Here is a 12,598-nt window from a genome sequence, read left to right as displayed (position 1 = left end):
CGCGAGCATAATGAGGGTAAGGCATGTTCAACGCCTCCACGCGCACCGCCGCGCTGTACGACCGCGTGCGGCGGGCTATCCCGCCGATCGAATGGCCCGCCTTCGCCGGCGACATCGACGCCATTCTCGACCTGAAGCGGCAACGAAACGCTGTCATCCTTGCGCACAACTATCAGACGCCGGAGATCTTCCATTGCGTCGCCGATATCGTCGGCGACAGCCTGGCGCTTGCCCGCAAGGCGATATCGGCCGAAGCGGACGTGATTGTGCTGGCCGGCGTGCATTTCATGGCCGAGACGGCGAAGCTGCTCAACCCTGAGAAGACCGTGCTCATTCCCGACCTGCGCGCCGGCTGTTCGCTGGCGGACTCCATTACCGCCGAAGATATCCGCCTGCTCAGGCAACGCTATCCGGGCGTGCCGGTCGTCACCTATGTCAACACGTCGGCCGAGGTGAAAGCCGAGTCCGACATCTGCTGCACGTCAGGCAATGCGAAGGCGGTCGTCGAGTCGCTTGGCGTCCCTCGGGTGATCATGCTGCCGGACGAATATCTGGCCCAGAACATCGCCGCGCAGACCGACGTTGAGATCATCGCCTGGAAAGGACATTGCGAGGTGCATGAGCGCTTCACGCCCGCCGATATTCGCGAGTTGCGCGAAAGCCATCCCGGCGTGACGGTGCTGGCGCATCCCGAATGCCCGCCCGACGTGGTGGCCGAGGCCGATTTTTCCGGCTCGACCGCCGCCATGTCAGGCTATGTCGAAAGGCAAAAGCCGCCCCGCGTCGTGCTGATGACGGAATGCTCGATGAGCGACAATGTCGCGCTTCAGCATCCCGAGGTCGAATTCATCCGGCCCTGCAATCTCTGCCCGCACATGAAGCGGATAACGCTGGCCAACATTCGCACGGCACTCGAAGAGAACCGCCATGTCGTGAGCATCGAGCCCGGCATCGCCGGCCGCGCGCGCCTGGCCGTCGAGCGGATGCTGGCCGTATGAGCGTGCAAAATCTCGACGGCCGCCCCGTCATCATCGGCGGCGGCATTGCCGGACTGATGACCGCGCTGCATCTGGCGCCGCAGCCGGTGCTTCTTCTGTCCAGGGCACCGCTGGGGGCTGACGCATCGAGCGCCTGGGCGCAAGGTGGGCTGGCCGCCAGCCTCGGCGACGACGACGATCCGGCACTGCATCTGGCCGACACCCTCGCCGCCGGCGATGGGCTCTGCGACAGGGAGATGGCCAGCCGTATCCTCAATGCCGCGCCCGGCGCCATCGATCGGCTTGCGGGCTTCGGGGTCCGCTTCGACCGGGCACCAGACGGAACATTCCGCCTCGGACTGGAGGCAGCGCACAGCCGGCGGCGAATCGTCCATGCCGGTGGTGACGGCAGCGGACGAGAGGTCATGCGTGCCTTGGTCGCGGCCGTCCGCTCGACGCCGACGATAGAGGTCGTTGAGGGGTTCGAAGCGCGCCGGCTGGCCGTGGAGGACGGCAGCATCGCCGGCGTGCTGGCGACCTGCTCGACTGGTCCGGTGTTCTTCGCCACGGGACGGGTCGTCCTCGCCACGGGCGGCATCGGTGGCCTGTTCCTCGACAGCACCAATCCATTGGGCAGTTGCGGACAAGGCCTGGCGCTCGCAGCGCGTGCCGGCGCTACCCTTGCCGACCTTGAGTTCGTCCAGTTCCACCCGACCGCACTTGACGGGTCCGGCCGCCCCATGACGCTGATCAGCGAGGCTGTTCGCGGCGAAGGCGCAACCATCGTCGATGGAAGCGGCCGGCGTCTTCTTCAAGGCGTGCAAGGGGCGGAACTTGCGCCGCGCGACGTGCTGGCGCGTGCCGTCTGGAACCATCTTGCGAACGGCCACCGCGTCTTTCTCGATGTGCGGGAAAGACCCGGCCCGGCATTCGCGCGGCAGTTCCCGACGATCGCGTCGGCCTGCGGCAAGGCCGGCATCGATCCGACGCGCGATCTCATTCCCATACGCCCTGCCCAGCACTATCACATGGGTGGTATCGCCGTGGATGGCTCCGGCCGCACGTCCGTTTTGGGGCTTTGGGCCTGCGGCGAAGTCGCCGCGACGGGGTTGCACGGCGCGAACAGGCTTGCCAGCAATTCCCTGACCGAGGCGGTGGTCTGCGCGCGCTGGGTCGCCGAAAGCATCGCGGGAACCGCTGCCCTCCGGACAAGGCAAGCGAATGCAAGCGACTGCCCGCCGTCCGATCCCGAGGCGGTGCGTCCCCTCTTGTCGCGTGCGCTCGGCGTCGTGCGGGACGGTGAAGGCTTGAAAGCAGCCGCACGGTCCTTGTTGCCGCTCGCCGAGCACGAGGGCGCGGACCCGGCGGCCGTCGGGTTGATGATCGCGATTGCCGCGTTGCTGCGCCGGGAAAGCCGCGGCGCTCACTATCGGACAGACTTTCCCCATCACGCGACTGATGGCCGGCGCTCCGAAATTACGCTCGAAGCAGCACTTGCGGCAGCGCGGGAACTTGCACACTCGCCAGCGCTGGAAACCGTAACCTGATGACCCTCTCGCCACTTCCCGCAATCATGCTCGAGCCGATGGTGCGGGCGGCTCTTCTCGAAGACCTCGGCAGAGCCGGCGACGTGACCACGGACGCCATCGTACCACGAGATCGCCATACGACGACCGTGCTTGCGGCTCGCCAGCAAGGCATCATCGCCGGCCTCGATCTGGCGATGCTCGCCTTCAAGCTGATCGATCCGAATGTCGAGATGACGGTGGAGCGCGCGGACGGCAGCGACGTAGCGCAGGGGGAGACCATCGCGTCGGTGAGCGGCCCGGCCCGTGCCATTCTCACGGCGGAACGCACGGCGCTCAATTTCCTGTGCCATCTCAGCGGCATAGCCACGGCGACCGCAGCGATCGTCAGTGCGATCCGCGGGCACAAGGCGAAGATCGTCTGCACCCGCAAGACGACACCGGGCTTGCGGGCAATCGAAAAATACGCCGTGCGCGCCGGCGGCGGCGCCAATCACCGCTTCGGCCTCGACGACGCCATCCTGATCAAGGACAACCACATCGCCATCGCCGGCGGAATTCGCCCGGCGATGGAGCGGGCGCGAATGAGCGTCGGCCATCTCGTCAAGGTCGAAGTCGAGGTCGATATGCTGGCCCAGTTGGAAGAAGCCTTGGCGCTTGCCCCCGACGCAGTCCTGTTGGACAACATGTCAGTCGATGACTTGCGCAAGGCGGTGGCCATGGTTGATGGCCGGGCGGTCACCGAGGCGTCTGGCAGGATCACCGCCGCGATTGCGCCAGCCGTTGCCGCAACCGGTATCGACCTGATTTCCATCGGCTGGTTGACTCACAGCGCCCCGATCCTCGATATCGGCCTCGATTATCGTGAGCTTTGATCGTCGGACCAGGCCATCTAAAGTCTAGCCGGCTCGCCACAACGCAAGGAACAGGATCGAAATGCACGCAGCGATTTCGGAAAAGACCGCGCCTGAAGTTCAATCCCTCGGCGACCGCCAGGTATGGAGCCTGGAAGAAGCCCAGGCTCTCCACGATGCGCCTTTCAACGACCTCTTGTTTCAGGCGCAGACCGTTCACCGCCAGAACTTCGATCCCAACAAGGTCCAGCTCAGCCGGCTTCTCAGCATCAAGACGGGCGGCTGTCCGGAGGATTGCGGCTATTGCAGCCAGTCGGCGCACCATGAAAGCGGGCTGAAGGCGTCGAAGCTGATGGAGGTCAGGCGCGTCATCGCCGAGGCGACCAAGGCGCGCGACGCCGGCGCCACCCGCTATTGCATGGGCGCCGCCTGGCGAAATCCCAAGGGGCGCGACATGGATGCGGTCGTGGCGATGGTCGAAGGCGTCAAGGCGCTGGGCATGGAGACCTGCATGACGCTCGGCATGCTCGACCTCGGCCAGGCGCAGCGGCTGAAGGAGGCTGGCCTCGACTACTACAACCACAACATCGACACCTCCGAGCGCTACTACTCAGAGATCATCTCGACCCGGACATTTGCCGACCGGCTGGATACGCTGGCCAATGTCCGCGACAGCGGCATCAAGGTCTGCTGCGGCGGCATTGTCGGCATGGGCGAAGAGCCGGTGGACCGGATCGACATGCTGGTGACGCTGGCCAACCTGCCGGAACATCCGGAAAGCGTTCCGATCAACATGCTCATCCCGATCGCCGGCACCCCGCTTGCCGATGCCAGGCCGATCGAGCCGATCGAGTTCGTGCGCGTGATCGCGCTGGCGCGCATCATGATGCCGAAATCGCATGTCCGACTTTCCGCCGGGCGCACCGCCATGACCGACGAGATGCAGGCGCTGTGCTTCTTTGCCGGCGCCAATTCGATCTTCGTCGGCGACACGCTGCTGACGGCGGACAATCCTGGCGAGGACAAGGATAGCCTTCTGTTCCGCCGTCTCGGCATCGAGCCGATGGACCTCGAGGCGCAATGAACGAAGCGCCGCTTGCCCGCTATGACGCGACCTTGCGCGGACTGGCGCGCAAGGACCGTCTGCGGACGCTTTCGCCGCGCGCCGGGCTCGATTTCTCGTCCAACGACTATCTCGGGCTCGCCGCCTCCAAAAGACTCGGCGACGCGGTGGCGGCGGCGATCGCGCAGGGCACGCCGGTCGGCGCGACCGGATCTCGGCTGCTGCGCGGCAACGCGCCGGAACACGAGGCACTGGAGGCGGACGCGGCAGCGTTCTTCAGAGCCGACCGCGCGCTGTTCTTCGGCACCGGCTACATCGCCAACTTCGCCCTGCTGACCGCCCTGCCGCAGAAGGGTGACCTTTTGGTCCTCGACGAATTGGCTCATGCCAGCATGCATGAGGGGGCCCGCGCCGGCCGTGCCGAGTTCAAGCTCGCCGTGCACAACGACGTCGATGCCTTCGAGGATGCAATCACGCGCTGGCGCGCCGAAGGCGGCACCGGGCGCGTCTGGATCGTGGTCGAAAGCCTCTACAGCATGGACGGCGACCGCGCGCCGATGGACGGTCTGGTCGTGCTGGCCGACCGCCACGAGGCCTTCATCGTCGTCGACGAGGCGCATGCCACCGGCGTCTGGGGGCCAGACGGCCGCGGCCTTGCCGCCGCTTTCGAGGGCCGCGACAACATCGTCGCGCTCCACACATGCGGCAAGGCGCTCGGCGCGGCCGGTGCGCTCGTCACCGGGCCGGGACTGCTGTGTGACTATCTCGTCAACCGCTGCCGGCCCTTCATCTATTCCACCGCGCCATCGCCGCTGATGGCCGTGGCAGCGCGCGAGGCGATTGCCATGCTGTCCGACGAGCCCCAACGCCGTGCCCAGTTGCAGGAGCGCGTTGCCTTCGCGGGCCGCCAATTGGCCGAGCGCTGCGGCGTGGCCCCCAGCGGCTCGCAGATCCAGCCCTTCGTCATCGGCGACAACGGGCGCACCATGGCGTTGGCGGCGGCGCTGCAGGCGCGCGGTTTCGACATTCGCGGCATTCGTCCGCCGACCGTCCCCGAGGGCACATCGCGGTTGCGCATTTCGCTGACGCTCAATGTCGACGAGGCCGACATTTCGGCCATGGTCGAGGCGCTCGTCGAGGTGTTGGCCGCGGCATGACCAAGCGCATCGTCATCACCGGAACAGATACCGGGATCGGCAAAACGGTGTTTTCGGCGGCATTGGCCGGCCTGCTCGACGGCTTCTACTGGAAGCCGGTGCAATCGGGGCTTGATGAGGAGACCGACAGCGAGGTCGTTGAACGGCTCGCCGGCCTGCCGCCGGGGCGCGTGCTGCCCGAAGTGTATCGCCTGAAGGAGCCACTGTCGCCGCATCGTTCAGCCGAACTCGACGGCGTCGCGATAGACGCCGCAGAGCTGTCGCTTCCAGACTTGCCGGGTCCGCTCGTCATCGAAGGCGCGGGGGGATTGATGGTGCCGCTCAACCGGCGTACCAAATTCATCGACATCTTCGCGCAGTGGCGAGTGCCGGTCATCCTGTGCGCCCGTACCAAGCTCGGCACGATCAACCACACCCTGCTTTCGATCGAGGCGCTCAGGGCCCGTTCCATCCCGCTCATCGGCATTGCCTTCATCGGCGATGAGGTGGCCGACACGCAGAGAACAATCGTGGAATTCAGCGGCGTGCGCCAGCTTGGCAGGCTGCCGCTGCTCGATCCGCTGACGAGCGGGACGCTGAGGGAAGCGATGGTTGCCGGCTTCGACCTCTCAGCGATCGCGGGGGGCGAATGATGTCGCAGTCTCAAGTCTGGCATCCCTTCACCCAGCACGCGCTCGAGCCGGCTATCCCCGAAATCGTCCGGACGGAAGGGGCCTACCTCTGCAAGGCCGACGGCACGCGCATCCTGGATGCCATTTCCTCCTGGTGGGTCGTCACCCACGGCCACCGCCATCCCCGCATCGTCAAGGCCATCGAGACGACCGCGGCGAGCCTCGACCAGATCATCTTCGCCGGCTTCACTCACGAGCCGGCCGAACGCCTGGCCAAGGCGCTTGTCGGCCTCGCTCCGGCCGGCCTCGATCGGGTGTTCTATTCCGACAGCGGCTCGACCGCCGTCGAGGTCGCGCTGAAGATGGCGCTCGGCTACTTCCGCAACATCGACGCGCCGCGCTCTCGCATCGTCGTCATGGAGCACAGCTATCATGGCGACACGATTGGCACGATGAGCGTCGGCGCCCGCGGCGTGTTCAACGCCGCCTACGAGCCCTTGCTGTTCGAGGTGGACACCATCCCCTTCCCGGCCGCCGGTCGCGAGCAGGAGACGCTCGATCGGTTCGAGGCAGTCTCCCGCGACCGGCGCGCGGCCGCTCTGATCGTCGAACCTCTGGTGCTCGGCGCCGGCGGCATGCTGATGTATCCGGCATGGGTTGTGGCCGAGCTGAAGAAGATCGCCGAAGCCTCCGGCACATTGCTGATCGCCGACGAGGTGATGACCGGGTGGGGCCGCACCGGGACCATGTTCGCCTGTGAGCAGGCATCGATCTCACCGGACATTCTGTGCACTTCAAAGGGCCTGACGGGCGGCGTTATCCCGCTGGCGGCGACGCTTGCGACCGATGCAATCTTCCAGGCCCACTATTCGCAGGACCGGCGGAAGACATTCTTCCACTCGAGTTCCTACACCGCCAATCCGATCGCGTGCGCGGCGGCGCTCGCCAATGTCGAGATCTGGCGCGACGAACCGGTGGCCGAGCGGGTCGCGGACCTGAGCGCAAAACAGGCTGCCGGGCTTCGACGTTTTCGCGACAATCCGTTTTTTAGCGACAGCCGCGCAACGGGGACAATCGCGGCCCTCGATCTGCGCACCGGCTCCGCCGGCTATCTGGCCGAGATCGGGCCCCAGCTGCGCGCGTTCTTCCTCGAACGCGGACTTTTGGTGCGTCCGCTCGGCAATGTCCTCTATCTCCTGCCGCCCTATTGCATCACCGGCGACGAGCTCGACGGCCTCTATGACGCCATCGAGGAGGCCGGCGAACGCTTTGGCGCAAAGCCATGAACAGGTCGTCGCGCTTTCTCGGCTTCGGCCATCATGCGCCGGCGCGCAGGGTCGAGAACCCGGAGATCGAAAACCGTCTCGGGCTCGAGCCCGGCTGGATCGAGCGGCGCACCGGCATTCGGTCGCGCTTCTGGGCAACGGAAGAAGACACGCTGTCGGGCCTTGCCACGCGCGCCGGCGACATGGCGCTGGCGAACGCCGGCATCGAGCGCGGCGACATCGGCCTGCTGCTGCTTGCCACCTCGACGCCCGATCACCTCCTGCCGCCCAGCGCGCCGCTGGTCGCGCATCGACTGGGGCTCGGCCGCGCCGGCGCGATCGACCTGACCGGCGCCTGCGCCGGCTTCATCTATGCGCTGATGTTCGCGGACGGATTTACACGCCTGCACGGCAAAGCGAGCCTTGTCATCGCCGCCAACATCCTCAGCCGCCGCATCAATTCGGCCGAGCGCACCAGCGCCGTGCTGTTTGCCGACGCCGCAGGCGCCGTGGTGATCGGTCCCTGCGAGGATCCGGATCGAGGCATTCTCGGCGCATCGGTTGATTCCGACGGCTCGCGCTACGGGCTGATCCAGATTCCCGCGGGCGGAAGCAACAAGCCCTTCCAGGCCGATCTCGACCTCGCTGAGACCCGGATGACCATCATCGACGGCCGCGAGGTGTTCGCCAAGGCGGTCGATATGATGACAGCCTGCTCGCGGGACGCGCTCGCTGCTGCCAGCATGCGGCCGCAGGACATCGATCGGTTCGTGCCGCATCAGGCCAACGCCCGCATTTTCGACGCGGTGGGGCGGAACCTTGGCATCACCGATCAAGCGATCGTCAAGACGATCGTCGAATACGGCAACTCTTCCGCAGCAACGATCCCGCTGTCGCTGTCGTTGGCCCATCATGCGGAGCCGTTTCGGTCGGGCGAGAAAATCCTTCTGGCTGCGGCGGGTGCCGGCCTCAGCGGCGGCGCTCTCGTCGTCAGGATCTAGCCGGCGACCGCATGTGCTTGGCCTTGGCGGATCGGACTCCAGGGTCTGCGGAGGCGCCAGCATCGTTCTTTCTAGAAGGCGATGACGGCCTTTATGAGCCCCGACTTCTGATGTGTCCAACGAGCGATATCGTGCAGGCTGTTCTGAAGGGTCGTGTCGTGCGTTATCAGCTTGGCCGCAGGAATGGCGCCATCGCGCATTGCCGCCATGACGTGGTCGAAGTCGACGCGAAGCGCATTGCGGCTGCCGATCAACATCATCTCGCGTTTGTGGAATTCGGGATCCGAGAAGGTGATCTCGTCCTTGATGACGCTTACCATTATCAGGGCGCCGCCATGGGCCACGTAGCCGAACGCGGCTTGTATCGAGACCTTGCTGCCGGTCGCATCGAAGACGAGGTCGAAAAAGTCGCCATCGGTTCGCTCTCTCACCTGCTCGACAGGTGAGCCCGATGCACTGTCGATGACGGGAAACCCGAGTTGGCTTTCGGCGAAGTCGAGCCGTTCCCGGCTGGTGTCCATGAGCGTCACCGCTTGGCCGGCAATACGCGCAAACAATGCCGTACCCAGTCCGATAGGCCCGGCGCCGATGACCAGCGTCTTTGCGCCGGCAGCAAGCCTGGAGCGTCTCACCGCGTGAGCGCCGATCGCCAGGAACTCGACAGCTGCCGCGTCAACGAGAGGCAGTCCTGCAACCGGGTAGAGGTTGTCGGCAGGCACCAGCAATTCTTCGCACATGCCGCCGTCGCGATGAACGCCCAACACTTCGATCGATACGCAGCAATTCGGCTTGCCGTGACGGCATGCAATGCATTTGCCGCAGGCCAGATAGGGATTTACGACGACCCGTTCGCCGACTTCGATGGCGACGCCTTCGCCTACCGCGGTCACGGTGCCAGAGAGTTCATGTCCCATGACACGTGGATAGACCAGGTAGGGATGCTTGCCCTCATAGATGTGGTAGTCGGTGCCACAGATGCCGACATGGCTGATGCTGACCAGCGCCCATCCGGCGCCCGGCGGGCCGGGCGCCGGGCGATCCTCGAAGACCAATTCGCCGGGCTTGCGGCATACGAGCGCTTTCATGCGAATTATCTTCCTGAAATGTTTCAAAAAGAACCCGGCGGCTGAGATCGCCGCCGGGCCAAGGTGTGGAGCCTATTCGAAGTCTTTGACGTTCTGCAGCGTCACCAGTCCTGCACCGGTATCCACATTGGCTTCGACGGGTTCCCCGCGGATCGCCTTGACGACGGTATCGATGCCAAGCTCGCCCATTTTTGCCGGAAATTGCGCCACGCTGGCATCTTCCGCGCCGGACTTGATCGCTTCGATCTCACCACAGCAGGCGTCGAAGCCGACCAGGATGATCTTGTCGTTGCCGATCCCCGCATTGCTGATCGACTTGACGGCTCCCGGGATTGGCGGTCCGCATGCCGCGTAGATCGCCTTGAGATCGGGATTGGCGGTCAGGATGTCTTCGGTCACCGACGTGCCAAGTTCGAGCGTGCAGTTGGTTGCGCCCTTGCCGACCACCTCGACCTTGACGTCGCCGAGGCCCTCCATCATGCCGGTGACCCGGTCGTCCAGCGCCGGCACTCCGGGAACGCCTTGCAGGATGCCGATCTTGTCGCCGCTCTTGAGCACGGTCTTCAGGTACTCACCGGCAATCTTGCCGCCGTTCAGGTTGTTGGTCGAAACCAACGCGGTCTGGCCCTTCCAGTCCGGGATGCCGTTGTCGACGAGAACCACCTTGATGCCGGCAGCGACCGCCTTGTCGAGCGTCGGCGCGACGGTCGGATCGACCGGAGTGATCGCCAGCCCCTTGACCCCTTGCGTGATCATGGATTCGATCAGGGCAATCTGGCCCTCGATGTCGGTTGCCGCCTGGCCCTGGCCGGTGACCAACTCGACTTCAGGATGAGCGGCGGCGTATTTCTTGGCCGCGTCCTCCATGGTCGAGTAGAACGGCACCGGGAATTTCGTAATCAGGCCGACCTTGATCTTGTCGGCGGCCGAAGCCGGCATCGCGCACGCAACGGCGATCGCCAGCCCAGCGAACAGTTTTCGGTTCATTGGCATTCCATTCCTCCCTTGGATTGAGGCGTCTTCCGGCGGAAGTCGCTTCAGGCATTTGCGGACCGCAACAGTCCCCAAATCTCGGACGGATCAGGCTCCCACGATCATGGAGACCAGTTCCTGCTTGTTGTCCTTGGTCGGCACCAGTTCGCCGACCTTGCGGCCCTGGCGAAGCACCACGGCGCGATCGGCAAGCTCGACGACATGCTCCATATTGTGGGTGATCAGGATGACGGCGTTGCCCTGGTCGCGCAGCGTCGCGACCAAGTTGAGCACTTGCCGCGATTCACGCAGGCCAAGTGCAGCGGTCGGTTCGTCCAGGATCACGACCTTGCGGGCAAACACGGTCGACCGGGCCACCGCAATGGCTTGCCTTTGTCCACCCGACATCATGGCAACGACGGCGTCCAGCCTTGGCAACGTGACTTTCAAATTGGCGAGCAGAACGCGCGTTTCGGCATCCATCCGGCGCTGTTGAAGAAATCGCATGCCGCGAGGAAGCCATTGCGGCCCCGCCAGTTCGCGACCGGCAAAGAAGTTCTGTCCTGGCGTCAGATTGTCGAACAGCGCCAGATCCTGGTAGACAGTCTCGATGCCGGCGAAGCGCGCATCCGCAGGGGAGCGTATCTGCGTTGGCGCACCGTCCAGGAGGATCGCGCCGGCATCGAGTTGGTGCACCCCGCTGATGCATTTGGTCAACGTCGACTTGCCAGCGCCGTTGTCGCCCAGAAGCCCCAAGATCTCGCCGCGCCGGACCTCGATGCTGACGTCGTCCAGCGCCACAACCGAGCCGAAACGCTTGGTCGCGCCGCGTACCGCAAGCACGGGATATTCAGCGGCGGTGGCTGCATGATCGACGCTTGCTGGAACGGCACTCACGACTGCCTCCCGGCCTGCATGACACGCACGCGCCCTTCGAGATAGTTGCGCAACACGTCGGACTCGACCGCTATGACGATGACCACGCCAATGACGATGAGTTGGAAGAAGACATTGACGTTGAGCAGGTTGAGCGCGTTGCGGATGACGCCGATCATGATGGCGCCGATCAAGGCATGGCCAAGATGGCCGCGACCGCCGAGAAAACTGGCACCGCCGATGATCACCGCCGCGATCGTATCCAGTTCCAGCAGATTGCCGAACAAGGGCGAACCGGCGTCGGTGCGGCCGGCAAGGATGACCGCCCCGATGCCGGCGCACAGCCCCGAGATCACATAGACCGAAACCAGCACCCAGGACACGGGAATACCCATGCGCAGGGCAGCGTCGGGCCGGCCGCCGACGGCATAGATCCAGCGTCCCCAGACCATCGTCTTGGCCATTGCGAAAAGAACCGCGGCAACGCCGGCGACCACAAAGACCGATCCAGGCAGACCCCAGACCGCCTCGCGGCCAAGCGCATCGATGGCATCCGGCATGCCAGGGATGGCGCGCCCGTCAGCCAGTTGCAGCGCCAGCCCCTTGGCGATGCTCAATGTCGCCAGGGTGATGATGAACGGATGCGGCAGCCGGCCGAAGACGTAGAAGAGCCCATTGATGGCGCCGACCGCCGCACCGCAGGCGACCATCACCGCGATCACCAGGAAGGCGGGGGCGCCGGCATGGAAACTGAGCGCGCCGACGACCGAAGCCAGTGCAACGTTCGAGCCGACCGAGAGATCGATCCCACGCGTCAGGATGACCAGGTGCTGGCCCATCGCCACAACCGAGATGACGGCGGTCTGGGCGAGGATGTTGCTGAGGTTGCGCCCCGTCAAAAAATAGGGCGACAGAAAACTGAGAACGACAATCAGCAACGCCAGGATGACGACCGGACCGGCGCTCAGCAGGGCCAAGCCCAGAGCAAGGCCAGGGACGGCTTCTTGCTTCTTGGGTGCTCGCACTGCGGCCTCGCCGACAGAGGTGCCGGTGTTTCCCGCTTCAGGCAAAGTTCCCTCCCCGCCGCGGCTTGTGTGAGCCTCGTCGTCAAAAGCTTATGTTGTATTTTTAGCTTCCTCTTATCGATAAAAAACAACCAACATCACTTGGTCAAGTTGTTTTTTATGGATAAAGTTCATGCTAAAAAGGAC

12 protein-coding genes are annotated in these 12,598 nt (G+C 64.7%); 8 read left to right on the top strand and 4 right to left on the bottom strand.

Annotated features, from left to right (window positions below):
* The first annotated feature begins 23 nt into the window (after positions 1-23).
* The 8 genes from nadA (at position 24) to EN786_RS23355 (ending at position 8,454) form a co-directional block, all read left to right on the top strand.
* Positions 24-998, top strand: coding sequence for a quinolinate synthase NadA (gene nadA, locus EN786_RS23390; protein WP_127312018.1), 975 nt, complete (start codon positions 24-26; stop codon positions 996-998).
* Positions 995-2,524: an L-aspartate oxidase gene (locus tag EN786_RS23385; RefSeq protein ID WP_127312017.1), complete on the top strand. Its 1,530-nt coding sequence runs from the start codon at positions 995-997 to the stop codon at positions 2,522-2,524. The genes nadA and EN786_RS23385 overlap by 4 nt, the downstream gene beginning before the upstream one ends.
* Entirely contained in the window at positions 2,524-3,378 is an 855-nt protein-coding gene (gene nadC / locus EN786_RS23380; protein WP_127392942.1) for a carboxylating nicotinate-nucleotide diphosphorylase, read from the top strand. Before EN786_RS23385 ends, nadC begins: the two co-directional genes overlap by 1 nt.
* A gap of 61 nt (positions 3,379-3,439) precedes the next feature.
* A complete protein-coding gene (gene bioB / locus EN786_RS23375; RefSeq protein ID WP_127308740.1) occupies positions 3,440-4,441 on the top strand; it encodes a biotin synthase BioB in 1,002 nt (333 codons plus the stop codon).
* A complete protein-coding gene (locus EN786_RS23370; protein WP_127308739.1) occupies positions 4,438-5,577 on the top strand; it encodes an 8-amino-7-oxononanoate synthase in 1,140 nt (379 codons plus the stop codon). Before bioB ends, EN786_RS23370 begins: the two co-directional genes overlap by 4 nt.
* Entirely contained in the window at positions 5,574-6,209 is a 636-nt protein-coding gene (gene bioD, locus EN786_RS23365) for a dethiobiotin synthase (protein WP_127308738.1), read from the top strand. The genes EN786_RS23370 and bioD overlap by 4 nt, the downstream gene beginning before the upstream one ends.
* Entirely contained in the window at positions 6,209-7,474 is a 1,266-nt protein-coding gene (locus tag EN786_RS23360; protein ID WP_127308748.1) for an adenosylmethionine--8-amino-7-oxononanoate transaminase, read from the top strand. Before bioD ends, EN786_RS23360 begins: the two co-directional genes overlap by 1 nt.
* Positions 7,471-8,454: a beta-ketoacyl-ACP synthase III gene (locus EN786_RS23355; RefSeq protein ID WP_127308737.1), complete on the top strand. Its 984-nt coding sequence runs from the start codon at positions 7,471-7,473 to the stop codon at positions 8,452-8,454. Before EN786_RS23360 ends, EN786_RS23355 begins: the two co-directional genes overlap by 4 nt.
* Positions 8,455-8,525: 71 nt before the next feature.
* Here the strand turns inward: EN786_RS23355 and EN786_RS23350 are convergent, their stop codons facing one another.
* The 4 genes from EN786_RS23350 to EN786_RS23335 form a co-directional block, all read right to left on the bottom strand.
* Positions 8,526-9,539 (bottom strand): zinc-binding alcohol dehydrogenase family protein, encoded by a 1,014-nt coding sequence (locus EN786_RS23350; protein WP_127308736.1) that lies wholly within the window; start codon positions 9,537-9,539, stop codon positions 8,526-8,528.
* A gap of 72 nt (positions 9,540-9,611) precedes the next feature.
* The gene (locus EN786_RS23345; RefSeq protein ID WP_127308735.1) at positions 9,612-10,526 is read right to left on the bottom strand and encodes a sugar ABC transporter substrate-binding protein; all 915 of its coding nucleotides are present in this window, start codon (positions 10,524-10,526) and stop codon (positions 9,612-9,614) included.
* Positions 10,527-10,619: 93 nt separating this feature from the next.
* Positions 10,620-11,408, bottom strand: coding sequence for an ATP-binding cassette domain-containing protein (locus EN786_RS23340; RefSeq protein WP_127308734.1), 789 nt, complete (start codon positions 11,406-11,408; stop codon positions 10,620-10,622).
* Entirely contained in the window at positions 11,405-12,457 is a 1,053-nt protein-coding gene (locus tag EN786_RS23335) for an ABC transporter permease (RefSeq protein ID WP_245478074.1), read from the bottom strand. Before EN786_RS23335 ends, EN786_RS23340 begins: the two co-directional genes overlap by 4 nt.
* Positions 12,458-12,598 lie beyond the last annotated feature (141 nt).

The organism is Mesorhizobium sp. M4B.F.Ca.ET.143.01.1.1 (genome assembly GCF_004792275.1).
GTDB lineage: Bacteria > Pseudomonadota > Alphaproteobacteria > Rhizobiales > Rhizobiaceae > Mesorhizobium > Mesorhizobium abyssinicae.
The sequence above is the reverse complement of the archived record's forward strand: the minus strand, read 5'-3'. Positions and strand labels throughout refer to the sequence as shown.